Origin of the sequence: Serratia sp. PGPR-27, from assembly GCF_022678525.1 — a bacterium.
GTDB lineage: Bacteria > Pseudomonadota > Gammaproteobacteria > Enterobacterales > Enterobacteriaceae > Serratia > Serratia nematodiphila.
On the sequence record NZ_JALBYS010000019.1, the window covers coordinates 1 to 25,158 of the forward strand.

25 protein-coding genes and 3 tRNA genes are annotated in these 25,158 nt (G+C 60.9%); 6 read left to right on the forward strand and 22 right to left on the reverse strand.

Annotated features, from left to right (window positions below):
* A partial coding sequence (locus MMS95_RS12150) for a hypothetical protein (protein WP_242141737.1) occupies positions 1 to 203 on the forward strand: 203 nt, incomplete at its 5' end.
* 10 nt (positions 204 to 213) lie between these two features.
* Positions 214 to 480: a DUF1471 domain-containing protein gene (locus MMS95_RS12155; protein WP_033631615.1), complete on the forward strand. Its 267-nt coding sequence runs from the start codon at positions 214 to 216 to the stop codon at positions 478 to 480.
* A 99-nt stretch (positions 481 to 579) separates the two neighbouring features.
* Here the strand turns inward: MMS95_RS12155 and MMS95_RS12160 are convergent, their stop codons facing one another.
* Both MMS95_RS12160 and yjfP read right to left on the reverse strand, forming a co-directional pair.
* The gene (locus MMS95_RS12160; protein WP_156866164.1) at positions 580 to 927 is read right to left on the reverse strand and encodes a hypothetical protein; all 348 of its coding nucleotides are present in this window, start codon (positions 925 to 927) and stop codon (positions 580 to 582) included.
* Positions 928 to 1,050: 123 nt separating this feature from the next.
* Positions 1,051 to 1,803 (reverse strand): esterase, encoded by a 753-nt coding sequence (gene yjfP / locus MMS95_RS12165; protein WP_049243008.1) that lies wholly within the window; start codon positions 1,801 to 1,803, stop codon positions 1,051 to 1,053.
* A gap of 127 nt (positions 1,804 to 1,930) precedes the next feature.
* Between yjfP and bsmA the strand changes: the two genes are divergently transcribed.
* Both bsmA and MMS95_RS12175 read left to right on the forward strand, forming a co-directional pair.
* On the forward strand, positions 1,931 to 2,239 hold the full coding sequence (gene bsmA, locus MMS95_RS12170) for a biofilm peroxide resistance protein BsmA (protein WP_048325827.1): 309 nt from the start codon (positions 1,931 to 1,933) through the stop codon (positions 2,237 to 2,239).
* Between the two features lie 122 nt (positions 2,240 to 2,361).
* A complete protein-coding gene (locus tag MMS95_RS12175; protein ID WP_033633541.1) occupies positions 2,362 to 2,637 on the forward strand; it encodes a DUF1471 domain-containing protein in 276 nt (91 codons plus the stop codon).
* Here the strand turns inward: MMS95_RS12175 and MMS95_RS12180 are convergent.
* From MMS95_RS12180 to nnr, 16 genes are all read right to left on the reverse strand, one after another.
* Positions 2,634 to 3,032 carry a DUF350 domain-containing protein gene (locus MMS95_RS12180; RefSeq protein WP_048325824.1) on the reverse strand — a complete coding sequence of 133 codons (399 nt, stop codon included), beginning with the start codon at positions 3,030 to 3,032 and terminating at the stop codon, positions 2,634 to 2,636. The two genes, MMS95_RS12175 and MMS95_RS12180, sit on opposite strands and share 4 nt — an antisense overlap.
* A gap of 66 nt (positions 3,033 to 3,098) precedes the next feature.
* Positions 3,099 to 4,727, reverse strand: coding sequence for an isovaleryl-CoA dehydrogenase (locus tag MMS95_RS12185; protein ID WP_021504938.1), 1,629 nt, complete (start codon positions 4,725 to 4,727; stop codon positions 3,099 to 3,101).
* Positions 4,728 to 4,843: 116 nt separating this feature from the next.
* Positions 4,844 to 5,575 (reverse strand): 23S rRNA (guanosine(2251)-2'-O)-methyltransferase RlmB, encoded by a 732-nt coding sequence (gene rlmB / locus MMS95_RS12190; RefSeq protein ID WP_004933653.1) that lies wholly within the window; start codon positions 5,573 to 5,575, stop codon positions 4,844 to 4,846.
* Between the two features lie 61 nt (positions 5,576 to 5,636).
* Positions 5,637 to 8,111 (reverse strand): ribonuclease R, encoded by a 2,475-nt coding sequence (gene rnr / locus MMS95_RS12195; RefSeq protein WP_048325821.1) that lies wholly within the window; start codon positions 8,109 to 8,111, stop codon positions 5,637 to 5,639.
* Positions 8,112 to 8,170: 59 nt separating this feature from the next.
* Positions 8,171 to 8,596 (reverse strand): nitric oxide-sensing transcriptional repressor NsrR, encoded by a 426-nt coding sequence (nsrR, locus tag MMS95_RS12200; protein WP_015376391.1) that lies wholly within the window; start codon positions 8,594 to 8,596, stop codon positions 8,171 to 8,173.
* 233 nt (positions 8,597 to 8,829) lie between these two features.
* Positions 8,830 to 10,128 carry an adenylosuccinate synthase gene (locus MMS95_RS12205; RefSeq protein WP_004933663.1) on the reverse strand — a complete coding sequence of 433 codons (1,299 nt, stop codon included), beginning with the start codon at positions 10,126 to 10,128 and terminating at the stop codon, positions 8,830 to 8,832.
* A 98-nt stretch (positions 10,129 to 10,226) separates the two neighbouring features.
* Complete coding sequence (locus MMS95_RS12210) at positions 10,227 to 10,427, reverse strand: DUF2065 domain-containing protein (RefSeq protein ID WP_004933666.1); 201 nt, start codon at positions 10,425 to 10,427, stop codon at positions 10,227 to 10,229.
* Between the two features lie 63 nt (positions 10,428 to 10,490).
* On the reverse strand, positions 10,491 to 11,495 hold the full coding sequence (hflC, locus tag MMS95_RS12215; RefSeq protein WP_004933669.1) for a protease modulator HflC: 1,005 nt from the start codon (positions 11,493 to 11,495) through the stop codon (positions 10,491 to 10,493).
* Positions 11,496 to 11,498: 3 nt separating this feature from the next.
* A complete protein-coding gene (gene hflK, locus MMS95_RS12220; protein ID WP_016929360.1) occupies positions 11,499 to 12,749 on the reverse strand; it encodes an FtsH protease activity modulator HflK in 1,251 nt (416 codons plus the stop codon).
* 68 nt (positions 12,750 to 12,817) lie between these two features.
* Positions 12,818 to 14,098, reverse strand: a complete 1,281-nt coding sequence (gene hflX, locus MMS95_RS12225; protein ID WP_004933675.1) for a ribosome rescue GTPase HflX — start codon at positions 14,096 to 14,098, stop codon at positions 12,818 to 12,820.
* A 98-nt stretch (positions 14,099 to 14,196) separates the two neighbouring features.
* Positions 14,197 to 14,505, reverse strand: a complete 309-nt coding sequence (hfq, locus tag MMS95_RS12230) for an RNA chaperone Hfq (protein WP_004933678.1) — start codon at positions 14,503 to 14,505, stop codon at positions 14,197 to 14,199.
* 114 nt (positions 14,506 to 14,619) lie between these two features.
* Complete coding sequence (gene miaA, locus MMS95_RS12235; RefSeq protein WP_004933679.1) at positions 14,620 to 15,561, reverse strand: tRNA (adenosine(37)-N6)-dimethylallyltransferase MiaA; 942 nt, start codon at positions 15,559 to 15,561, stop codon at positions 14,620 to 14,622.
* Positions 15,554 to 17,437 carry a DNA mismatch repair endonuclease MutL gene (mutL, locus tag MMS95_RS12240; RefSeq protein ID WP_075684694.1) on the reverse strand — a complete coding sequence of 628 codons (1,884 nt, stop codon included), beginning with the start codon at positions 17,435 to 17,437 and terminating at the stop codon, positions 15,554 to 15,556. Before mutL ends, miaA begins: the two co-directional genes overlap by 8 nt.
* Before the next feature lie 22 nt (positions 17,438 to 17,459).
* Positions 17,460 to 19,256 (reverse strand): N-acetylmuramoyl-L-alanine amidase AmiB, encoded by a 1,797-nt coding sequence (gene amiB / locus MMS95_RS12245; protein WP_033631608.1) that lies wholly within the window; start codon positions 19,254 to 19,256, stop codon positions 17,460 to 17,462.
* Positions 19,257 to 19,263: 7 nt separating this feature from the next.
* Complete coding sequence (tsaE, locus tag MMS95_RS12250; RefSeq protein ID WP_015376387.1) at positions 19,264 to 19,734, reverse strand: tRNA (adenosine(37)-N6)-threonylcarbamoyltransferase complex ATPase subunit type 1 TsaE; 471 nt, start codon at positions 19,732 to 19,734, stop codon at positions 19,264 to 19,266.
* Between the two features lie 10 nt (positions 19,735 to 19,744).
* Positions 19,745 to 21,259, reverse strand: a complete 1,515-nt coding sequence (nnr, locus tag MMS95_RS12255) for a bifunctional ADP-dependent NAD(P)H-hydrate dehydratase/NAD(P)H-hydrate epimerase (protein ID WP_041922173.1) — start codon at positions 21,257 to 21,259, stop codon at positions 19,745 to 19,747.
* Here nnr and queG point away from each other — a divergent pair.
* Positions 21,258 to 22,397 (forward strand): tRNA epoxyqueuosine(34) reductase QueG, encoded by a 1,140-nt coding sequence (gene queG, locus MMS95_RS12260; RefSeq protein WP_015376385.1) that lies wholly within the window; start codon positions 21,258 to 21,260, stop codon positions 22,395 to 22,397. The genes nnr and queG overlap by 2 nt on opposite strands.
* Before the next feature lie 311 nt (positions 22,398 to 22,708).
* Here queG and MMS95_RS12265 read toward each other — a convergent pair.
* From MMS95_RS12265 to orn, 4 genes are all read right to left on the reverse strand, one after another.
* Positions 22,709 to 22,784 (reverse strand) — tRNA-Gly (locus MMS95_RS12265).
* 54 nt (positions 22,785 to 22,838) lie between these two features.
* Positions 22,839 to 22,914, reverse strand: a tRNA-Gly gene (locus tag MMS95_RS12270).
* Between the two features lie 66 nt (positions 22,915 to 22,980).
* A tRNA-Gly gene (locus tag MMS95_RS12275) sits at positions 22,981 to 23,056 on the reverse strand.
* Positions 23,057 to 23,248: 192 nt separating this feature from the next.
* Positions 23,249 to 23,794, reverse strand: coding sequence for an oligoribonuclease (gene orn, locus MMS95_RS12280; protein WP_004929689.1), 546 nt, complete (start codon positions 23,792 to 23,794; stop codon positions 23,249 to 23,251).
* A 244-nt stretch (positions 23,795 to 24,038) separates the two neighbouring features.
* Here orn and rsgA point away from each other — a divergent pair, with 244 nt between their 5' ends.
* Complete coding sequence (gene rsgA, locus MMS95_RS12285) at positions 24,039 to 25,088, forward strand: small ribosomal subunit biogenesis GTPase RsgA (RefSeq protein WP_004929686.1); 1,050 nt, start codon at positions 24,039 to 24,041, stop codon at positions 25,086 to 25,088.
* Positions 25,089 to 25,158: the final 70 nt, after the last annotated feature.

A 25,158-nucleotide genomic window follows, 5' to 3' on the forward strand; every position in this document is an offset into this window, starting at 1 on the left:
AATCAGCGCTGAGCCACAAATCTATTTCACTTTTTTTGAAAGAGGTCTTCAAAACACCCCGCTTTTTAATCGCCGGCAACGGACTAAAATTAACCATATCCGCCGCAGACAGCGCGACGAAAAAGATCCCAGGTTATTCAATGCAGATAAATGACTTTTTGCCGCAGCGACACTCGCTGTCAGGCCGTAACGGCAAAAAGTAAGAGAGGCACTATGAAACGCATTATTCTCACGACGGCGCTGGCCGCCCTGTTCTCCGCCAATGTGATGGCTGCGACGGAGATCACCTCGCACCAGGCCGATCAACGCCAAAGCGTCGGCTTCGTCACCCTGAACCAGAATGTGGTTTCGCCGGACGACGCCAGCAGCCAGGTCAGTAAAATCGCCGACCAACGCGGCGCAAGCTCTTATCGCATCATCGCCCTGCACGAACCGGGCGACAACAGCACGATGCACGTCAGCGCCGAGCTGTACCGCTAAAGAGACGCGCCACGCCAGGGAAATCCCAGGGCTTCATCAGAAAGCCCGTTCAGTCCGCACCGGAGCGCCGCCCGTTGGTCGCTCCGCTTCCCCCGCCAATCAGAGCTTGAGCAACGCCGGCGCGTTGAGCGACTTGCCCGGATTGTGCAACTGCAACGCCATCCGCAGATAGTGGGTGCGCATTTGCAGCAGATCGGCACTTTCCGCCAGGGTCGCCCGCTGTTCGAACGAGAGTGCTCCCGGCGCCGCAGTGTGAGTGGCCGCCGCTTTCGGCGCGAAAGAGAACAGCGCCGTCATGTTTTGCACCGTCTGCGCGGTAATGCGCGACAGCGGATGCACCTTGCCGTCGGCTGCCTCCAGCATCTCGCTGAAGGCCGCTGAGTTAAGCTCGGCGCGCGCTTTTATCGTTCCCATTAAGCCGGCCACACTGCCGATGCTTTTTATCATGCCCTCTGCTCCTTGCTGCCCTGAAAGAATTCACGCTGACATTCTCCCCTTCATTCGGCCAAACGATGGCCGAAACAGCAGGCACAGAGCGCTGCAATTCCATGCATCGTGCCCGGCGGCGCATCACAGCTCGCGGCGGAAAAAGTCTGCCGTGGCGGACAGCGCCAACGGCGTGATGCGGTGCTTCACCCCCGGCTCGACGAGCGACGTCAAACGGCCATCCGCGCCTTGCCGCCGCAGTTCGGCCGCCAAACGCAGGCTATCCGCCGCAGGCACCACGTCGTCCGTCTCGCCGTGCCACAGCAACAACGGCCGCCCGGCTATCGTCTCCAAACGTCCTTCCAGCTCATATTCCGCCAGCACGGCGGTGCGCGCGGCAAACGCCGCCGGCGAGAGCGCCTCGCCCTCTTCGCCCAACGGCGGATACAGCGTTTGCGCCAGTGAACGGTAATAGCCGGAGCCCATCAGACTGGCGGCCGCCCGGATCCACGGGAAGCGCGCGAAGGCGCCAAGCGCGGTCATGCCGCCCATTGAGGCGCCGGCAACGCCGATGCGTCCGTCGGCAATCAGGCCAAGCCGCTCAAAATGTGCCTTGATCTGCGGCAGCTCGTCGATATTGCCGCGCAGGATCTCCCAGAACGCCGCCAGGCGCCGCGTCTCATCGCCGTCGAACCGCTCGCCGTGCCGATCGGCATCCGGCAGCACCGCCCGAAAACCGGCGCGCGCCAGCGCATAGGCGAAGTAGGCGTACACCTCTTTCGACGAGGTATAACCATGGCAGAAGAACACCGTCGGCAGCGGCCGATGATACTGCCCCGCCGGCACCGCATGGATCACCGCAATATCGCCCGCCCGCTCGTCATGAATTTCGATCATCCGTTCATCCTCAACTCACCTGTTGGCATTCATCATGACAAACTTGCGCCAGCCAGCGTTAGCTCAATCTGTTCCAGCTTATATTGCGTTACACTGAAGCCATCGCACCGGCTCTTTCGAGGTTCCCATGACGTTTGTCCGCACACTCATCGCCCTGACGCTGGCCGCGCAGCTTTCCGCCTGCGGCATCATGACCACCACGCCGAAACCGCCGCCGCCGCCCACCGCACAGGCGCAGGAGATCGTCCGCGCGCAGACCGCCGAGCTGGTGAAAATCGGCACCGTCACCGCCGTGGTACGCGGCAGCCCGATGGACGTGGAAGCGGAGATCCAACGCAAGGCCACCGCCGCCGGCGCCCGTTATTATGTGATCATCATGAACAGCGAAACCGTCGTGCCGGGCCAATGGTATTCCCAGGCGATCCTGTATCGCTAAGGCGGGGATTGTTTAAGCAGATTTACACTGGCTTTGCACAGGCTGAAGCAGGGTGTTGCACACTGAGGGACAGCATGCCGCATGTTGCGGGTGCGATTCAGGATCTGACGAAGGGGAACGCCATGAAACGCTCCACCGCACTCACCTCCCTCTTGCTTTCCATGGGGTTGCTCAGCACCGGCGCACAGTCCGCCGAGCTGGCGCCCGCCGATCGCGTGACGCCGCTCAGTGAAATCGCCGAGATCACCTTCAGCGATCTGCCCGGCTCGCCGCAGGAAGCGGAACTGGCCATCGCCCGCACCGCCGGTCAACACGGCGCCAGCTATTACCGCATCCTGCGGATGGAAGAACAGGCGCACCCGCTTGGCTGGCGCGCCTCGGCCATCTTATACCTTTAGTAGCTCATGCACGCCGCATTCAACACGCCGCCGCTAATGGAGACGCCCCCCAGGAAAATCCCGGCGGCCAGATGGTTGGCTTCGATCTTGTCGCTGATGCGCGGCATGTAGATCTTCACGGCCGCGAACAGCAGCAGTTGCACCACCAGCGCCACCACGCCCCACAGCAGGTAATCCAGCAGGCTGATCGAGTTGACCGCCGCGCTGGCCAGCGGGATCACATACCCCAGGCAAGCGCCGATAAAGGCAAAGGCGGCGGATTGATTATCGGCCTTGATCAACGCCCATTCGTCATGCGGGGTGATGCGGGTATAGACGAACAGAAACACCAAAATCATGGCGAAACCGCTGAAGAAGTAAGAGGCGAACGCCGCCAACGCGCTGAGAATATCCATGTGCATTTTCCTGTCAGAGTGAGGCTGAATTAAAAAGGTTTTCGCCGCCGCGCGCCACCCTTTTCCCTAACCGCCGATGGCGCGGTTCAGCAGCAGTTCGCACACCTCGGCCGACAGCAGGCTCTCGCCGCGGTGATCCAGCGTCAGGTGGCACCAGGCGTCGGCGATCTGCGGGCTGGCATGCTGCAGCAGTTGCGCGGCGCAGCACAGGTCGAACAGCTGCTGGGTCAGCAGCCGCCCCATCTCTTCACGCGGTTGCCGGGCGCGCTGCTGCCACTGCCGCCAGGCATGATCGAACAACCGATTCTGGCCGCGCACCGGCTGCAGCTCGAACTGCAACATCTCGAGCGCGCCCGGCAGTTTATGCAGACTGCGCAAAACGTCCAGACACATGATGTTGCCGGAGCCCTCCCAGATGCTGTTCACCGGCATTTCACGGTACAGGCGCGGCAGCTCGCTCTCTTCGCAGTAGCCGATGCCGCCCAGCACCTCCATCGCCTCGGCGATGAACGGCATGCCCTGACGGCAGATGCTGTATTTGGCCGCCGGCGTCAGCAGGCGGCTGTAGATCAGCTCGCCCTCATTGCTGCGGCTTTCCCAGGCGCGAGCCAGCCGGAACAGCAACGCGGTATGCCCTTCCAGCCGCAGCGCCATGCGCGCCAGAACCTGGCGCATCAGCGGTTGTTCGATCAACAGCTTACCAAATGCCTGCCGCTGCAGCGCATGATACAGCGCCACCGACAGCCCGCGGCGCATCAGGCCGTGGCTGCCCAGCGAGCAGTCGAAACGGGTCAGGCCGCCCATTTTCAGGATATGCCGCACCCCGTCGCCCTCATCGCCCAGCAGCCAGGCGGTGGCGTCCTGAAACTCCACCTCGCTGCTGGCGTTGGAGCGGTTGCCCAGCTTGTCTTTCAGCCGTTCCAGGCGAATGGCGTTGCGGCTGCCGTCCGGCAAAATGCGCGGCAGGAAGAAGCAGGACAGCCCGCCTTCGGCCTGCGCCAGCACCAGGTGCGCATCGCTCTGCGGCACCGAGAAGAACCACTTGTGCCCCACCAGCCGGTAGGCTTCGCCCGGCCCGCGCGCGCCGAGCGGCGTGGCGGTGGTGGTATTGCTCAAAACATCGGAGCCGCCCTGCTTCTCCGTCATGCCCATGCCGATCAGCAGGCCGCGCTTTTGCCCGCCCGGCAGCAGGTGAGCGTCATAACGATCCGACAGCAGCGGCGTCAGCCAGGAGCGAAACTCGGCCGGTAACGCCTGCTGCAGCAGCGGTGTGGCGCCGAAGGTCATGGTCACCGGGCACAGCGTGCCGGCCTCGACCTGCGCATGCAGCATAAAGCGCGCGGCGCGCGCCACGAAGGAACCGATGCGCGCATCCTCCTGCCAGGGCAGGTTGTGCACCCGGTTGGCGATCAGCCCCTGCATCAGGATATGCCAGGCCGGGTGAAAGCGGACGTCGTCCAGTCGCTGGCCGGTGGCGTCGTAGCGCAGCAGCTCCGGCGGGTTGGCGTTGGCCAGCCGCCCCAGCTCCAGCGACTCCTGCGTGCCGAGCTGCTGGCCCAGCGAAGCCAATACCTCGGCGTCCCAACCGCCTTGCTCGCGCTGCAACGCTTCGCGCAGCGGCGTATCGGAGAGAAACAGGTTGCTGTTGCCCAGCGGCTTGGGTTGGTTAAAAACGGTGTGCGTAGTCCAGACCATGAGAGTGCTCCCTGAAAAAAGCGTCAGGAGTAAGTATGGTCGGCGCAGAGATTTCTGCCGCAGGCGGGATCACAAGAGGGGGAATTAACGGGGGCACAGCGCCCCCGTCAGGAGAATCAGCCGCGCTGACGCACCGCTTCGAACAGGCAGATGCCGGTGGCGACCGACACGTTCAGCGAAGAGACGGTACCGGCCATCGGGATGCTGATCAGCTCGTCGCAGTGTTCGCGGGTCAGGCGGCGCATGCCTTCGCCTTCCGCGCCCATTACCAGCGCCATCGGGCCGGTCATTTTGCTTTGATACAGCGTATGGTCGGCTTCGCCGGCGGTGCCCACCACCCAGACATTCATCTCTTGCAGCAGACGCAGCGTGCGCGCCAGGTTGGTCACGCGGATCAACGGCACGTTTTCGGCGGCGCCGCAGGCCACTTTCTTGGCGGTGGCGTTCAACTGGGCGGAACGGTCACGCGGCACGATCACCGCGTGCACGCCGGCCGCGTCGGCGCTGCGCAGGCAGGCACCGAGGTTATGCGGGTCGGTCACGCCGTCCAGCACCAGCAGGAACGGCGTCTCCACGCTTTCCAGCAGGCCCGGCAGATCGTTCTCCTGATACTGGCGCCCTTCGCGCACCCGGGCGATGATCCCCTGGTGCACCGCGCCTTCAACCTTGTCATCCAGCCATTGGCGGTTCGCCACCTGGATCACGATGCCGGTCGCTTCCAGCTCGGCGATCAGCGGTTGCAGGCGGCGATCTTCGCGGCCTTTCAGGATAAACACTTCCAGGAAGCGTTGCGGGTCGCGCTCTAACAGGGCTTTGACGGCGTGGATGCCGTAAATAATTTCGCTCATGATGCTCTTTTAAATTCGTGCGGCCGGCGATAACCGGCCGATGGTAACGATGTGCGGCAGGTTAGGCCTGCTCGGCACCTTTCTTCTTGGCTGCGCGTTTGGCTTTGGTCGCCGCCGCGATTTTCCGCGTTTTGTCAGACGCTTTCTTGGCCTTCTTCTTCGCCTTCTTCACCTTGTCGGCGGGCTTGGCGTCATCCTGCTTGCGGAAGGCGCTGTCCGGTTCGAAGTTGGCCGGCGGTTTGCCGCCGCGGCGCTTGCCGCGCCCCGCATTGCCGCTGTCGCGCAGCGTACGCTGGCCGCCCTTCTTGGCGCGATCGCGCTCGGTTTTCCCTTCACCGCGCGCTTTGCGGGTGCTGGATACCAGCGCGAAGTCGATCTTGCGCTCGTCCATATGCACCGCATCCACGCGGATCTCCACCGTATCCCCCAGGCGATAGACCGTGCCGGAAGACTCGCCGATCAGGCGCTGGCCGATATTATCGTAGCGATAGTAATCATTATCCAGAGTTGATACGTGCACCAGCCCGTCGATAAACAGATCGTTCAGGCGCACGAAGAAGCCGAAGCCGGTCACGCTGGAGATGATGCCGCTGAACACTTCACCGACGTGATCCTGCATGAAGTCGCACTTCAGCCAGTCGGCGACGTTGCGCGTCGCTTCGTCCGCGCGGCGCTCGGTCATCGAGCAGTGTTCGCCCAGCTGCAGCATCTCTTCGAATTCGCTGTGCCAGCCGCCGGTCGGCGTCCAGCGCTCTTTCGGCTCGCCGTGTTCCTTGGCCAGCTGGTATTTGATCGCGCGGTGCAGCGCCAGATCCGGATAACGGCGGATCGGCGAGGTGAAGTGGCCGTAAGAGGCCAGCGCCAGGCCGAAGTGGCCGCGGTTTTCCGGATCGTAAATCGCCTGCTTCATTGAGCGCAGCAACATGGTTTGCAGCATTTCGTGGTCAGGGCGCTCGGACACCTCATCCATCAGCACCGCATAGTCCTTCGGCTGCGGCTTATTACCGCCGCCCAGCGTCAGCCCCAGTTCGCTCAGCACGCTGCGCAGCGCGGAGATGTGATCGTCGCTTGGACGATCGTGCACGCGGTACAGCGCCGGCTCGTTGCGTTTCTCGACGAAGCGCGCGGCCGCCACGTTGGCCATGATCATGCACTCTTCGATCAGCTTGTGGGCGTCGTTGCGCACCGTCGGCTCTACGCGCTCGATGCGACGCTCGGCGTTGAAGATGAATTTGGCTTCTTCGGTTTCGAACGCGATGCCGCCGCGCTCGGCGCGCGCCTTATCCAGCACCTTGTACATGGCGTGCAGCTCTTCCAGGTGCTTGACCAGCGGGTGATAATGCTCGCGCAGCTCCTGATCGCCCTGCAGAATGTGCCACACCTTGTTGTAGGTCAGGCGGGCGTGGGAGCTCATCACCGCCTCGTAGAACTTGGCCGTGGACAGGCGCCCCTGGGCGGAGATGGTCATCTCGCACACCATGCACAGGCGATCGACCTGCGGGTTCAGGGAGCACAGCCCGTTGGACAGCACTTCCGGCAGCATCGGGATCACCTGCGACGGGAAATACACCGAGTTGCCGCGGCTGCGCGCTTCGTCGTCCAGCGCGGTGCGTGGACGCACATAGTAGCTGACGTCGGCGATCGCTACCCACAGGCGCCAGCCGCCGCCGCGTTTTTTCTCGCAGTACACGGCATCATCGAAGTCGCGCGCGTCTTCACCGTCGATGGTGACCAACGGCAGCTTGCGCAGATCGACGCGGCCCTTCTTGGCCGCTTCCGGCACCTGTTCGCTGAGATCGGCCACCTGTTTTTCCACCTGCGGCGGCCAGGTATGCGGGATCTCATGGGTGCGCAGCGCGATATCCACCGCCATGCTGGTGCCCATCTTGTCGCCGAGGATCTCAACGATCTTGCCAACCGCCTTGGTGCGGCGAGTCGGACGCTGAGTCAGCTCCACCACCACCATAAAGCCCATGCGCGCGCCGCTGACGCTGTCCGCCGGGATCAGAATATCGAAGCTCAGACGGCTATCGTCCGGCACCACGAAGCCGGTACCGGCGTCCATGAAGAAGCGGCCGACAATCTGGCTGGTTTTCGGCACCAGCACGCGCACGATGCGCGCTTCGCGGCGCCCTTTGCGGTCCGCGCCCAAGGCCTGCGCCAGCACCACGTCACCGTGGATCGCCATTTTCATCTGTTCGGCGGACAGGTACAGATCGTCTTTGCTGCCTTCGACGCGCAGGAAGCCGTAGCCGTCGCGGTGGCCGATCACCGTGCCGCGCAGCAGATCCAAACGTTCCGGCAGCGCGTAGCACTGGCGGCGGGTAAACACTAACTGACCATCGCGCTCCATGGCGCGCAGGCGGCGGCGCAGCGCTTCCAGCTGTTCTTCACCGCTGAGACCCAATTCGTTGCCCAGTTCTTCGCGGCTGGCCGGCGTTTCTCTTTTCGCCAAATGGGCCAGGATATATTCACGGCTGGGGATAGGGGATTCGTATTTTTCTGCTTCTCGTTCCAGGAATGGATCTTGTGACATTGCGGTTCCTCCGTTGTCATCAGCAGGATGACGTTGAGCCTTGTCTTCTCAACGTCGTTTTATTCGACAAGCAATAGCTTGTAGAGCGGCGGATTGTCTTCGACCATGTCGGCCAACGTATGCTTATCCAGCTCTTCAAGGAAATTCTGTACGCCCTGTTGGAGCACCTGCTTCAATCGGCAGGCAGGGGTGATGTGGCAAAACTCGCTGCTGCAGTTAACCAGCGCGAGCGGCTCCAGCGCCCGCACCACGTCGCCGAGGCGAATGCTCTCGGCCGGTTTGCCCAAACGGATGCCGCCATGCTTACCGCGCACCGCCGTGACAAAACCTACCCGGCTCAACTGATTGATGATCTTCACCATATGGTTGCGAGACACGCCATAAACCTCGGTCACTTCCGAGATGCTGGTCATCTTGTCCTGCGGCAACGAGGCCATGTAGATCAACGCCCGCAGGCCATAATCAGTAAAACTTGTTAACTGCACATCTTACCTCTGGGTATCACTTTACCCGTCTGATACGCCGCTTTTCGGCGCTATTCAAAAGATTACTCATTGGATAATAAACCAGCCGGAGAGTTCGTCGCTAATTATTTAGCGAATCCCGCGCCCTAAGGCGGGTTTATGAAAGGATTTTTTGACGTGAAACCGCAATCGGAGGGAGTCAGGATAAAAACAAACCGGGACGCGCCCGGTTTGTTTAATGCCGCAAAGCCTGATTATGCGTCGAACGGGTCGCGCAGGATCATGGTTTCGCTGCGATCCGGGCCGGTAGAGATGATGTCTACCGGTACGCCGGTCACTTCTTCGATGCGCTTGATGTAGTTCAGCGCAGCCTGAGGCAGCTTGCTGTGCTCTTTCACGCCAAAGGTGGTTTCGCTCCAGCCCGGCATGGTTTCGTAGATAGGCTCGATGCCTTCCCAGCCTTCAGCCGCCAGCGGAGTGGTGTCCACTTCGCGGCCGTCCGGCATGCGGTAGCCCACGCAGATCTTCACTTCTTTCAGGCCGTCCAGGACGTCCAGTTTGGTCAGGCAGAAGCCGGACAGGGAGTTGATCTGCACGGCGCGGCGCACCGCTACCGCGTCCAGCCAGCCGGTACGACGACGACGGCCGGTGGTGGCGCCGAACTCGTTACCCTGCTTGCACAGGTACTCGCCGGTTTCATCGAACAGTTCGGTTGGGAACGGACCTGCACCCACGCGAGTGGAGTAGGCTTTCACGATGCCCAGCACGTAGTCCACATAACGTGGGCCAATGCCGGAACCGGTAGCTACGCCGCCGGCGGTGGTGTTGGAAGAGGTAACGTACGGGTAAGTACCGTGGTCGATATCCAGCAGGGTGCCCTGAGCGCCTTCGAACATGATCAGGTCGCCACGCTTGCGCGCGCCGTCCAGCAGTTCGGAAACGTCAACCACCATGGCGGTCAGGATGTCGGCGATAGACAGCACGTAGTCCAGCGTCGCCTGATAATCGACGGCGTCAACTTTGTAGTAGTTGACCAGCTGGAAGTTGTGGTAATCGACGATCTCTTTCAGCTTAACGGCGAAAGTTTCTTTGTTGAACAGATCGCCGACGCGCAGGCCGCGACGAGCCACTTTATCTTCGTAAGCCGGGCCGATGCCGCGACCGGTGGTGCCGATCGCTTTCGCGCCGCGCGCTTTCTCACGCGCGTTATCCAACGCAACGTGGTAAGGCAGGATCAACGGGCAAGCTTCAGAGAGCAACAGACGTTCGCGTACCGGGATGCCACGCGCTTCGAGTTCACCCATTTCTTTCATCAACGCGTCCGGCGCCAGAACAACACCGTTGCCGATGATGCTGGTGACGTTTTCACGCAGAATACCTGAAGGAATTAAATGAAGAACGGTTTTTTCACCGTTGATTACCAGAGTGTGGCCAGCGTTATGGCCACCTTGGTAGCGCACAACATATTGAGCCCGTTCAGTCAGCAGGTCTACAACCTTGCCTTTACCTTCGTCACCCCATTGGGTGCCCAGTACGACGACGTTCTTACCCATTTTTCAAAATCACCGATTGCTTAAAAATGGATTCTACCACCGTAATTTTCGATTTTCAGCACTTTTAGCATACGATTGCATAAATTTTGGGCTAGACTTTAAAGACCCGTGCGGCCGCTCAACATGTAGTAGATCACGCAGCCCGCAACCACTATTCCACCGCCAAATCGCCGCAGCGTCGCGTCCGGCAACTGCGACATCGCCACAATCATTTTGCGCCAGGCCTGCGGAAACAGCATCGGCCCCAATCCTTCCAGCACCAGAACCAGCCCGAGCGCCAGCCAAATCGTTGAGTTCATGCATCCCCCAAAAACGAGAAAGGGCCCGCGTAAACGGGCCCTCGATCAGATTGCCTCCCGCGCTTATTTGCGCAGGGTATCAGGCGACTTCATGTAGCGGAAGAAATCGCTGTCCGGGCTCAGTACCAGCACGTCCTGATTGTCCTTGAAGCTGGCTTCATAGGCACGCAGGCTGCGGATAAAGGCATAGAAGTCCGGATCCTGGCTGAACGCGTTGGCGAACAGCTTGGCTGCTTCGGCATCGCCTTCACCGCGGGTGATACGCGCCTGACGCTCTGCTTCCGCCAGGGTACGGGTCACTTCGTAATCCGCGCTGGCGCGCAGCTTCTCGGCTTCTTCCTGGCCCTGCGAGCGCAGACGACGGGCTACCGCTTCACGCTCGGCGCGCATACGCTGGTAGATGGCGTCGGACACTTCGGCTGGCAGGTTGATCTGCTTGATACGCACGTCGATCACTTCGATGCCCAGCGCCGCCATGCTGTTCGGGTTCACCTGCGGCTGTTTGCCGGTGGTTTCCCGCTCAACGCGCGCCGCCGCAGAAGCGATAGCGTCATCGGCTTCGGTGGTCGCCACTTCTTCGCCGTCGCCCACTGTGCCGGTGTTCAGCGCGTCACGCACGTCAGACATCAGCTTGCCGCGCGAGTCGGTCACGATGTCTTTCACGTCCAGGCGGCCGATTTCGGAACGCAGACGGTCGCTGAACTTGCGTTTCAGCAGCACTTCGGCCTGGGAGACGTCGCCGCCGCCGGTCGCCAGATAGTAACGGCTGAAATCGCTGATGCGCCACTTCAGATAGGAGTCGACGATCAGGTCTTTCTTCTCGCTGGTCACGAAGCGATCGGCCTGGTTGTCCATGGTCTGGATGCGCGCATCCAGGTTCTTCACGGTCTCAATGAATGGGATCTTGAGGTGCAGACCCGGCGCATACACCAGCGGCTTGTTTTCGCCATCGCGCAGCACCTTGCCGAAGCGCAGCACGATGCCGCGCTGGCCTTCCTGCACCACGAACAGCGAAGCGTACAGCACCACCAGCACCGCGAGGACAATAACTACAAAAGACTTACGCATTGATTACTCTCTCCCTACGCGAGTGGTGTCGTCACGCTGCGCATTCGCCCGGCGCTGATCCATAACCGATCCGCCGCTGGTGCGCGGAGTGCTGCTGTTGGCAGCCGGCGCAGGATTCGGATTGAGGCGAATCAGGCTGGTATCCTTGTTGCCGCTCTCCGTCGCCGCGCCTTGGCCGCGCAGCATCTGATCCAGCGGCAGCACCATCAGGTTGTTGCCTTTGTCGCTCACCAACACCTTACGGGTATGGCCCAGCACTTTTTCCATGGTTTCGATATACAGACGCTCGCGGGTGATCTGCGGTGCGGACTTGTATTCCGGCAACAGCTTGGCAAAGCGCGCCACCTCACCCTGAGCTTCCAGGACGGTGCGATCCTTATAAGCCTTGGAATCTTCCAGCAGACGCTGCGCCTGGCCGTTCGCACGCGGCTGAACTTCGTTGGCGTAAGCTTCCGCTTCACGGATGTATTGCTGCTCGTTCTCACGCGCGGCGATCGCATCGTCGAACGACGCCTTCACCTCTTCCGGCGGACGCGCCGCCTGGAAGTTGACGTCCAGCAGCGTGATGCCCATGTTGTAAGGACGAATGGTCTCTTCCAGCATGCGCTGCGTATCGTTACGCACCACGGTACGGCCTTCGGTCAGGATGCGGTCCATCGAGTATTTGCCGATCACGCCGCGCAGGGCGCTGTCGGTCGCCTGGCTCAGGCTGTCGTCGGCATTGACGACGCTGAACAGGTACGCTTCCGGGTTGGTCACGCGGTACTGCACGTTCATTTCCACGCGCACCACGTTTTCATCGGAGGTCAGCATCACGCCGGACGCTGCCAATTCGCGCACGGACTCCACGTTCACCGGACGCACGTCGTCGATGAAGGTCGGCTTCCAGTTCAGGCCCGGCTGCACCAGATGACTGAACTTACCGAAACGCGTCACGACGCCGCGCTCGGCTTCCTTGATGGTGTAGAAGCCGCTGGCGGCCCAGATCACCACCACGGCGACCGCCGCGATACCGATAATGCGGCCGCTGAAGCCCGGCCCAGAGGTGCCGGTGCCGCCGCTATTGCTGTTGGAGCCTTTGCCCCCGCCGAAACCGCTCAATTTCTTGCTCAGTTTGCGGAAGATATCGTCCAAATCAGGTGGCCCTTGATCACGACCGCCTTTGTTGTTACCGCCAGAGTTGCCGCCATTGTTATTGCTGCTCCCCCACGGGTCGCGGTCCTGTCCGTTATTACCGGGCTGATTCCACGCCATGTTTTAGCTCCATATTCTGTGATTGGGTACTTCAGGCTTTCGCGAAGCATAAATGTAACAGGATATGATCATACGATAAAGTCAATCAGGTCCTGTTCTTGCTTGCAGAGACGACGCCATTCGACGATCGGCATTCGCACCACCACGCCAATGCTGCCGTCTTCTTCGTTCCACTCTTTTTCAATCGCCTGAAGCTGGTAAAAACGGCTGCGAAGACGGCCTGCCCGTGGCGGTAAGCGCAATTCGTAATGCGCGATCTCCCCCGATAAGCGCTCCGTCAACGCCTGATACAGCAACGGAATACCCTCTCCGCTGGCGGCGGACAGCCACACCCGGATCGGCAGGTTTTCGTCGTTGCGGTCGATACGCGGCACAAAATCGTCCAGCATATCTATTTTGTTCATCACTAACAGTGTAGGAATTTCATCCGAGTCTATCTCCGCCAGCACGGTGTTCACCGCTTCGATGTTCTCATCGACGCGCGGATCTGCGGCATCGATGACGTGCAGCAGCAGAGATGCCTGGCGCGTTTCCTGCAGCGTCGCCTTGAAGGCGGCCACCAGATCGTGCGGCAGGTGCCGGATAAAGCCTACGGTATCCGCCAACACGGTATCCCCCACGTCCGGCACGTCAATGCGCCGCAACGTAGGATCCAGGGTGGCAAATAGCTGGTCCGCCGCATACACCTCGGCAGACGTTATTCGGTTAAACAGGGTGGATTTGCCGGCGTTGGTGTAGCCCACCAGCGATACGGTCGGCACATCGGCGCGGGTCCGCGCGCGTCGGCCTTGTTCACGCTGCTTTTCTACCCGCTCCAGGCGGCGCAGAATCAAGCTGATGCGATCGCGCAACAGGCGACGGTCGGTCTCAAGCTGGGTTTCCCCCGGCCCGCGCAGGCCAATCCCCCCTTTTTGCCGCTCCAGGTGCGTCCAGCCGCGTACCAGGCGCGTGGCGATGTGACGCAACTGCGCCAGCTCCACCTGCAGCTTACCTTCATGGGTGCGGGCACGCTGGGCAAAGATGTCTAAAATCAGCCCGGTGCGATCGATCACCCGGCATTCGCACAGGCGCTCGAGGTTTCTTTCCTGCGCCGGGGAAAGGGAATGATCAAACAGGACAACAGACGCGCCGCTGGCTTTCACCGCATCTGCAATTTCTTCGGCCTTTCCTTCGCCGACAAAGTACTTCGGATGCGGGGCTTTGCGGCTACCAGTCACCACTTGCAAAGCTTCGACACCGGCTGAGGAGACCAGCGATTCGAACTCGTTGAGGTCTTCCGTATCTTTGTCTTGCGAGAAATAGATATGAACCAGTACGGCCTGCTCACCGGCTTCATAACGGTCAAACAAGCGTGCAACCTCTCAAACGGACACTCACCGTGAGTTTGGGGGACATAAACAGCCCGCGGCTGCTTATGCTCCCCGTCATGGTTGACTTGCAACGCGCTTTATTCAGCGTCATCGCTTTCCTGCTGCGGCTGTTGCTGCGCAGACGGATTGTTGCCATGGTGATAGTTGCTTGAACCGCCGCTCGGGTTGTTGCTGTGATGCGAAACCGGGCGTGACGGGACAACGGTAGAGATAGCGTGCTTGTACACCATCTGGCTAACCGTGTTCTTCAACAGGATGACAAACTGGTCAAAAGACTCAATCTGGCCTTGCAGCTTAATACCATTCACCAAATAAATAGAAACCGGAACACGTTCACGACGCAATGCGTTCAGGAACGGATCTTGCAAAGATTGCCCCTTAGCCATTCTATCTTTTCCTTATTTGCTTGTTGTTTGTAACTAAGAACCTGTCGGCTCTAAAATAAACGACGTAAAAAATTTGCGCGCTGAATACTCAGCAATTGTACACAATCACCCAACCTATGCACTAACAACCTGTGTCACCGAGTCCAAAGCCTCTCCCGGCTTTTCACTGTCCAACCAATGGACCGACTCCCAACCCCGTAACCAGGTCATCTGGCGTTTAGCCAACTGACGCGTTGCGCAAATACCACGATAAACCATCTCATCGTAACTAATTTCACCAGACAAGTATGACCACATCTGGCGGTAACCGACACAGCGAATGGAGGGCAAGTCCGTATGCAAATCACCCCGTGCGAAAAGTGCACGCGCTTCCGTCTCAAAACCCGCCGCCAACATTTGATGGTACCGCAGCTCGATGCGTTGATGGATCAACTCACGGCTGGTCGGCGCTATCGCAAATTGGTGAACTTGATACGGCAACGATTCACCCGAAATTTTAGTCAGTTCCGTTAAAGTTTTACCCGAAATAAAAAAAACTTCCAGTGCTCTGGACAGTCTCTGCGGATCATTCGGATGAATTCTCAATGCCGCGACCGGATCGATCGCCTGTAACTGACGGTGCAACGCCTCCCAGCCCTGCTCCGCCGCTTGCCGTTCGATGCGCTCGCGCACCGCGGGATCGGCGGACGGCAACGGCGACAATCCTTCCAGCAACGCCTTGAAATACAACATGGTGCCGCCCACCAACAGCGGAATGCGGCCGGCGGCGGTGATGTCGGCCATCTCTTTCAGCGCATCGGCGCGAAACTCCGCGGCCGAGTAAGCTTCGGCGGGATCGCGGATATCGATCAGCCGGTGCGGCGCCTGCGCCAATTCTTCGGCGCTCGGCTTGGCGGTGCCGATATCCATGCCGCGGTAAATCAGCGCGGAATCGACGCTGATCAGCTCCACCGGCAGGCGTTCACGCAGCGCGATCGCCAGCGCAGTCTTGCCCGAGGCGGTTGGCCCCATGATGAAAATAGCCGGGGGACGTGGTGTCATTTCAGTGTCAGTCATGCTTGAGGGCCGCCAGTGCGGCCTGTAAATCAACGGGTTGTAAAAGTCCGCTCGGTGGCGATTTGACCAGCTGCGGGCAAAGTCGTTCAACGTCGGTCAGCAATTGTATCGCTTGCGAGGTGTTCCACTGTTCATGTTCGCTGCCAAGGCGGCGAGCGAGCCAGGTAGCCAGCACCGCGGGCGACATCTCCTGATGTTCGGCCAGATAGCCTAACAGTTCGGGTATCAGTTTTTGTAAATTTTGTTGGCGTAATGGTAAAGGCACTGCGCGCAGCGTCACACGGCCGTGATCCGCCTGCAGATCCAGCCCCATCATCGTCAGCAGCGCCTGATGCCGCGCGATGGCCGCCGCTTCGCTCTTCTCCAACGTCAGCTTGACTGGGATCAGCAGCGGCTGCGGCCGCAGCCCTTCTGCCGGCGGGTTGAGCTGCGCCTGGCGCAGCCAGCGTTCCGCCACCGTCAGGTTAAGCAACGCCGGCTGCTGGCGCTGTTCAATCAACGCATAACACGGCGGATGGATCATCAGCACCCGGCCAAAGCTGTGTTGCCCGCTCGCCAACGGCGTTTCCGCTGCGGCTTTCGCCGGCGGGAACAGCGGCGGCTTGCTCGGGGTTTCCGGCGCGGCCTCGGCCGGCAGCTCGGCGGCGGGCTGCATCAGTTTACCGTACAGCTCGCCTTCGCGTTTTTGGTAACCGCCCGCCGTTTGCCAACCGGGCTGCGGCGCGCGCTCGCGGGCGGCGCCGGGCGATGACGGCGTTTCACGACGCGACGCCGGCAAAGAAAAATGGTTGCCGCCGGCGGCGACGCGGTTTTCCTGCTGCCAGACCGGCGCGGGCGCTTCGTCCGGCGTTTCCGCCAGCGGCAGCAACGGCGTCTGCCCGGCCTGTTGCAGCACGGTGGTCACTGCCTGGTAGATAAAATCGTGCACCAGCCGCGCCTGATGGAAACGCACCTCGTGCTTGGCGGGATGAACGTTGACATCCACCTGGTGCGGATCGACCTCCAGATACAGCACGTAAGCGGGCTGCTGATCGTCCTTCAACTGATCCTGATAGGCCTGACGAATGGCGTGATTGATCAAACGATCGCGCATCATGCGACAGTTGACGTAACAATACTGCATTTCACCCAGTTGGCGTGCCCCGGCCGGATCCGCCACCCAACCGCGGATGCTCAGATCGCCGTGCTGCCAGTCGATGCTCAACGCATGCTGTAAAAACGCCGGGCCGCAGATGCTGCCTAAACGGCGCTCGTGCTGGCTCTCTTCCTTCGCCGCCCGGTATTGGCGGATCAGTTTGCCGTTGTGGCTGAGGTTGATCGCCACATCGAAACGCGCCAGCGCGATGCGCCGCACCACTTCATCGATATGGCCAAATTCGGTTTTCTCGGTGCGCATGAACTTGCGGCGCGCCGGAGTATTGTAAAACAGATCCAGCACTTCCAGCGTGCTGCCGACCGGGTGCGCGGCGGGTTTGACCGTCACCGCCTGCTCGCGCCCTTCGGCATAGGCTTGCCACGCCTCGCTTTGTTCGGCGGTACGCGACGTCAGGGTCAAACGGGAAACCGAGCTGATACTGGCCAGCGCTTCGCCGCGAAAGCCGAGGCTGACGATCGCCTCCAGGTCGTCGAGCGTGCTGATTTTACTGGTGGCGTGCCGCGCCAGCGCCAGCGCCAGATCGTCCTTGCCGATGCCGCAGCCGTTATCGCGAATGCGGATCAGCTTGGCACCGCCGCGTTCGATATCGATATCGATGCGCGTCGCACCGGCGTCCAGACTGTTTTCCACCAGCTCTTTGACCACCGACGCGGGGCGTTCAACCACCTCTCCGGCGGCGATCTGGTTGGCGAGCTGTGGCGGTAACACCTGGATAGGCATGCTGACTCCTGTAGCGGTGGCGCTAGGCCTGCGGAATGGTCAGCGTCCGATCCAGCGGCGCGACGTCCGACTTCAGATTATTGACCCGTTTCAGATCGCCGACGCTGACCCCATAACGAGAAGCGATAGAGGACAGCGTGTCCCCACGGGCCACTTTATGTTTAGACGGCTTCTTCGCCGGCGTTTTCGCCTTGGCGACGGCGGTGACGGCGGCGGTTTTACCCGCCGGCACCTTCAGGCGTTGCCCGACCCACACGCCGTCTTTCTTCAGTTTGTTCAGATCCCGCAGGGCCGCCATGGTGGTGCCGTAGCTGTCGGCGATGCCGGACAGCGTCTCCGCCCGCTTCACCACGTGGATCTGGGTCTTGCCGCTAACGCTGCGGCTTGCGCCGGCCGGGCTGACGATAGGCTCCGGCTGGCGCACGTCTGGTGTTGAGGTGTTAACCGCCGCTGCGACGTCCAGCGGTCGGTTTTCCACCTTTGGGTCGGCTTGCAGCGGATGCGCCAGGAAGTAGCTGCGCAGGCCGTTATGAATGGCCCTGGCAATCTTCTCCTGATACGCGCTACTGCCCAGCAGCCGCTCCTCCGTGCTATTACTGATAAATCCTGTTTCCACCAGCAGCGATGGAATATCCGGCGAACGCAGCACGCCCAGGCTGGCGTGTTCCGGCCGGCGTTTATGCAACGATCCGACGCTCTGCAGCTGCTGCAGTACCTTCACCGCCACGTCGTACCCGACGCGCTGCGAGTGGCCGAACTGCAGATCCAACACCGCCTGGCTCAGATAAGGGTCGGCCTGGCTATTGGCCAGCAAATCGCCGGCGCCGCCGAGCAGCTCAGACTGCTTCTCGTGCTGTTCCAGCCAGCCGGCCATTTCGCTGTTGGCACGGCGGTTGGACAGCACCCAGACGGAAGCGCCGCTGGCGCTGCGGTTTGGCGCGGCGTCGGCGTGGATGGAGACCAGCACGTTGGCGCCCTGTTTACGCGCAACGTCGGAACGCCCCATCACCGAGATAAAATAGTCGCCGTTACGCGTCAGCACCGGTTTGAACTGCGGATCGGCGTCCAGCATCGCCTGCAGGCGGCGCGCGATGGCGATGGTGACATTCTTTTCTTTCAACCCGCTCGGGCCAATGGCTCCCGGATCCTGGCCGCCGTGGCCGGCGTCGATCGCCACCACCACCCGATCGCCGGAACCGGCGGAAACGCGGCTGCTGCGCGGCGTGACCTCAGTGGCGGTGCCTGCGACCACAGTCTGTTTTTGGGTGAAGGGATTCGATCCCGTCGGCGCTTTGCGCAGCGGCGGCTCCGGCGCTTCACGCACCGCAACCGGCGCCTGACGCGGCGGTTGACTGACGGCGACCGGCGGAGGCGTTTGCACCGGCGCTTTACGCGCCACGATATTGGCGCCGCCTTCGGCCGAAATGGTGAACACCACGGTATGCACGCCGCCGTTCTGGCGAGTGGAAACGCGGGTTTTGGCGCGCTGGGTCAGATCAAACACCAGGCGCACGCTCTGAGCGTCTTTCGGCGCGCTGGAGCGAATGCTCTTTACCAGGTTTTGCCCGCTAAAGTTGAGCGGCAGGCCGCCGACTTTGCCCTTCTGGTTAACGTCCAGCACCACCCGTTCCGGGCCGTGCAGCGGGAAAAACGCATAGTCCGGCGGGCCATTGAAGCTCACCGACACCGTCGCTTCGCGTTGGGCGTTCGACACTTTGATATCGGACAGCGAGGACGCCGCCAGCGCGTTCAACGCGCCGAGCGGCCCCAGCACGGCGATCAGCATGATGACCGCAAATTTTTTCAACACCTGCGTCATTGCAGCATCATCCCTGTGATCCATGAATGCGGTCTAACAGCTGGCTGCCGTAAGCAGAAATCGCCTCGATCTTCGCCTCTCGTCCCTCGCCCTGATAGCCGAGGTGCAGCGCCAGGTCCGGCTCCGGCAGCACGCCGGTGCCCTGCTGCGGCCATTCGACCAGGCAGATGGCGTCTTGCGCGAAGTAATCGCGAATGCCCATGAATTCAAGCTCTTCCGGATCGGCCAGGCGATACAGATCGAAGTGATACACCGCCAGCGGCTGCAAGGCATAGGGTTCCACCAGCGTGTAGGTCGGGCTTTTGACGTTGCCCTGATGCCCCAACGCCTGCAGGAAGCCACGGCTGAAGGTGGTTTTACCGGCGCCCAGGTCGCCGTAGAGATAGATGACGCTGGCGCGATCGCAGGCCTTGGCCAAAGTGGTGCCCAAAGCGACAGTCGCTGCCTCGTCCGGCAGAGGTAAAACGAGTTCTTTCATTCGATAAAGTCTATTTTGCCCACTCAGGGTTAACGAAATGAAGGATGTCCGGCAGTAAATCGGTCGCCAACATGCCTCTTGTTCCTTGTCTTTCCGCTACGCGATCGCCGGCCGCGCCATGCACGACGCAGCCCGCACAGGCGGCATCATACAGCGGGAGCTTTTGCGCCAGCAAACCGCCGATGATGCCCGACAGCACATCGCCCATGCCGCCGGAGGCCATGCCGGCGTTGCCGACGTCGGCGATCGCCATCTGCCCCTGCTCATCGGCGATCAGCGTACCGGCGCCTTTCAGCACAGCCACGCCGCCGTAGCGCGCCGTCAGCTTGCGCACGGCAAGTAAGCGATCACTCTCGATGTCGGCAGTGCTGCAGCTCAACAGCCGCGCCGCCTCTCCAGGATGCGGAGTCATCACGCGATTCTGCCGTTTCTCGGGATTTAATGCCAGCAAGTTCAGCGCATCGGCGTCCCACAAGGCCGGTTTATCGCTGGTTTGCAGCACGCTCAAGGCGTTTTTGCCCCACTCAGCCTGGCCCAGCCCCGGGCCAATCACCAGCACATCCGCCCATTGCATCGCCTGCCGCAGCGTCGCCTCGTCGAGCGCCTGCGCCATCAGCTCCGGCCTGGCCGCCAGCAGCGGCGCAACATGATCAATGTGAGTAAGCACTCGCACCAATCCTGCCCCGCTGCGCAGCGCCGCCTCCGCCGCCATGCGAATGGCGCCACCGAAACCGCTATCGCCGCCCACCAACAGCAGGCGGCCATGCTCGCCCTTATGCGCGCAAGGACGGCGCGGATGCAGCCAGCGCGGCAACGCCTCGGCGGTAAGCCGCTGAATCTGCTCCGGTTGCTTCGCCAACCAACCCGATAAGCCTAGCGCATTCTGATGAAGTTGCCCGACCCAGTCGCGCGCCTGGCCGGTCAGCAGCCCCGGTTTGAGGCCGATGAACGTGACGGTATGCGCGGCACGCACCACCGCGCCCGGCGCCGCGCCGCTTTCCGCCAGCAGCCCGGACGGGACATCGAGCGCCACCACCGGCGCCGAATGGCGGTTGGCGGCCTCAATCAGCGCATCAAAAGGCGCACGCGGCGCGCTGCCAAGGCCAGTGCCCAGCAAGCCGTCGATAATGAGCGAAACAGACGCCGGCCAGCGGCTGTTCGCCGGCAGAATGTCGCCGCCTGCAGCTTGCCAGGCCTCGCGAGCCGCTGCGGCTTCCGGTGGCAAAGGGCGTGCGCCTTCGCAGGCGATCAGCGTCACCTGCACGCCCGCCGCCTTCGCCAGGCGCGCCACCACATAGCCGTCGCCGCCGTTGTTGCCGTGGCCACACAGCACCAGCCAGTGGTCACGGGAGGGGTACGCGTTGCGAGCCAGCGCGTAGGCCGCCTGACCGGCGCGCTGCATCAAATCGTAAAGAGAAATACCGAGCGAGGCCGCCGCCGCGGGTTCCGAGCGACGGATCCAATCCGCAGGCCAGACAGAGTGTGGTAAACTGTCAGCGTATGCTTTTTCACTGTGGCCCGTCATGACGCACCCCCTCGATCTTCATCAACTCGCCCAACATATCAAGCAATGGGGGCAATCGCTAGGATTCCAGCAGGTTGGCATCTGCGATACCGATCTGAGCCTTGAAGAGCCGAAGCTGCAGGCCTGGCTCGACAAGCAGTACCACGGCGAGATGGAATGGATGGCGCGCCACGGCATGTTGCGCGCACGCCCTCACGAACTGTTGCCGGGCACGCTGCGAGTGATCAGCGTACGCATGAACTACCTGCCGGCCAAGGCGGCGTTCGCCAGCACCTTGCAGAATTCGCAACTGGGCTACGTCAGCCGCTACGCGCTGGGGCGTGACTATCACAAGCTGTTGCGCCAGCGCCTGAAAAAACTGGGCGATCAGATCCAGGAATACTGCGGCGAGTTGAATTTCCGCCCCTTTGTCGATTCTGCGCCGGTGATGGAGCGCGCGCTGGCCGCCAAGGCGGGCATCGGCTGGGTTGGTAAACACTCACTAATTCTCAACCGTGAAGCCGGGTCGTGGTTTTTCCTCGGCGAGTTGCTGATCGATCTGCCGCTGCCGGTGGATCGGCCGCAGGAAGAGCAGTGCGGCCGCTGCGTCGCCTGCATCACCACTTGCCCGACCGGCGCCATCGTCGCCCCCTATACTGTCGACGCCCGGCGCTGCATCTCCTACCTCACCATCGAGCTGGAAGGCGCGATCCCGGAAGAATTTCGCCCGCTGCTCGGCAACCGCATCTACGGCTGCGACGACTGCCAGCTGATCTGCCCGTGGAATCGCTTTTCGCAGCTCACTGACGAAGACGATTTCAGCCCGCGCGCCGCACTGCATGCGCCGCAGCTGATCGATCTGTTCAACTGGACAGAAGAAAAATTCCTGCGCATCACCGAAGGCTCGGCGATACGCCGCATCGGCCACCTGCGCTGGTTGCGCAATATCGCCGTGGCGCTGGGCAATGCGCCTTATGAGGACGGCGTCGTGCTCGCGCTGCGCACGCGTTTGGGCCAGGACAGCATGCTGGACGAGCATATCCACTGGGCGCTGGCGCAACAGCTTGCTCGCCGTGAAGCGCAGGGCATCGAGGTGCAGACGGCACAGAAAAAACGGCTGATACGGGCTGTGGAAAAAGGTTTGCCGAGGGACGCCTGACGGCGTGCGCCGCGCGGCCGCATCACCGGCATCCTTACTCTGTGGATTTGTGCATAAAAATAAAAACACGTTGTCTTTCAACTGCAACAAAAAGAGCAAGTGATCGGCATAACGTTTTGGGATAAATAAATAAGTATATAAATCAAATAGATAAATATTTAATTTGTATGACGTTGATTTTTCAGGCAGGCGAGTTTATGTGCAGAGGCTGTGGATAACTCTGTTCACAACATTTTTACCGGGCGTGTAAAACGGGACAAAAATCCGCGCCGGATAAGGCGTTGGACTTGAGTTTGAAACGAAGAGAAAATTGGAGCGGGAAACGAGACTCGAACTCGCGACCCCGACCTTGGCAAGGTCGTGCTCTACCAACTGAGCTATTCCCGCATAGAGATGCTTTCGGCATCCGGTCACCAAACACTGGCGTGACCTTTGAATTTTTGGAGCGGGAAACGAGGCTCGAACTCGCGACCTCAACCTTGGCAAGGTTGCGCTCTACCAACTGAGCTATTCCCGCGTCGCATAGGTACTGCTTGATACTGCTTTATTTATTCATCATGCCGCATCGCGGCATTGTTGAATTTGGAGCGGGAAACGAGACTCGAACTCGCGACCCCGACCTTGGCAAGGTCGTGCTCTACCAACTGAGCTATTCCCGCCCGGCGTATCGATGGTGGAACGTTACGAAATTCTTCATCGGTACGGGGTGCGCATTATACGAGAAATCCTTTTTGCCGCAAGCCCCTGAAAGCAAAAAAACGCGATTTTTGTTTGATTGCCGATTAAAGCGCCAGATTGGCGAATTAAGCGGCTAAAAACGGCGTATTTTCCCCGCAGGGGCCGCCATCGCCTTAAAGCTGAATGAAATGTTCGCGGTAATAAGCCAGTTCGGCCACCGATTCGCGGATGTCATCCAGCGCCTGATGGGTGCCCTGCTTCTTAAAGCCGCCGAGAATTTCCGGCTTCCAACGGCGTGCCAGTTCCTTCAGCGTGCTGACGTCCAGGTAGCGGTAATGGAAGTAGGCTTCCAGCTCCGGCATGTAGCGGAACAGGAAACGGCGATCCTGGCCCACGCTGTTGCCGCAGATCGGCGATTTGCCGGCCGGCACCCATTGCTGCAGGAAGGCGATGGTTTCCAGCTCGGCGGCGCGATCGTCCTGGCGGCTGGCTTTCACCCGCTCCACCAGCCCGCTGCCGGTATGGGTGCGCACGTTCCACTCGTCCATCAAGGCCAGCTGCTCGTCGGATTGGTGCACGGCGATCACCGGCCCTTCGGCCAGGATGTTCAGGTTGGCGTCGGTGACCAGCGTGGCGATCTCGATAATGCGGTCACGCTCGGGATCCAGCCCGGTCATCTCCAAATCGATCCAAATCAGGTTATTTTCGTTTCCTGTCATGATGTTTCCTGCCTAAAAGCCGAGAGAAAAACGCTGTGCGGACGAGACGACGGGCGCCGCCGGTGGCGACGCGCCGCAGCCGGCGGCTAACAACGGTTATTTAATATAAAATAGCGTGTATCATAGTCTTTTTGGTCGCCTTGGGCGACATATACCCTGACGGGTTCAAGGCTGCGCCGGGGGCAACTCCCCGCCGCGGCTGTGCATATACGTAAAGGTATAAAACCGATTCAAGTGAGGCGCAGTGAGTAAGAACAAACTGTCCAAAGGTCAGCAACGCCGCGTGCAGGCGAACCATCAGCGCCGTTTGAAGCGCGCCGATAACAAACCGGAACCGGATGATTCCCAGCTGGGCGAGCCGCAGGAAGGCGTCGTCATCAGCCGTTTCGGCATGCACGCCGACGTTGAGGCGCCGGATGGCACTCAGCACCGCTGCAACATCCGCCGCACGCTGCGTTCGCTGGTCACCGGCGATCGCGTGGTGTGGCGCCCCGGCCTGGGCACCCATGAAGGGGTGAAGGGCATCGTGGAAGCGGTGCACGAGCGCACCTCGGTGCTGACGCGCCCGGACTTCTATGACGGCGTGAAGCCGATCGCCGCCAATATCAATCAGATCGTCATTGTGTCGGCGATCCTGCCCGAGCTGTCGCTGAACATCATCGACCGCTATCTGGTGGCCTGCGAAACGCTCGAAGTCGAGCCGCTGATCGTGCTCAACAAAATTGACCTGCTGGACGCCGAAGCGCGCAAGCTGGTCGACGGCATGATGGATATCTATCGCAAGATTGGCTACCGGGTGCTGGAAGTCTCCAGCCAGACGCGGGAAGGCATGGCGGAATTCGAACAGGCGCTGGCCGGGCGCATCAGCATCTTCGCCGGCCAGTCGGGGGTCGGCAAATCCAGCCTGCTGAACGCGCTGCTGCCGCCGTCTGAAGAGCAAATTCTGGTAAATCAGGTTTCCGACGTCTCGGGCCTCGGGCAACATACCACCACCGCCGCGCGGCTGTACCATTTCCAGCACGGCGGCGACGTGATCGACTCCCCCGGAGTGCGCGAGTTTGGCCTGTGGCACCTGGAGCCGGAACAAATTACCCGCGGCTTTGTCGAATTCCGTGATTATTTAGGCGGTTGCAAATTCCGCGACTGCCGCCACGATACCGATCCCGGCTGCGCTATCCGCGCGGCGATGGAGAAAGGCGATATCGCGGAAGAGCGTTTCGACAACTACCACCGCATTCTGGAAAGCATGGCGCAGGTGAAGGTTCGCAAGAACTTCACGGACGCCGCAGACTGACACTGACGGGCGGGCATTGACGACGGCGGAGCCCTCGTTACAATGCGCGCCCTTTACCCTGATTCACGAG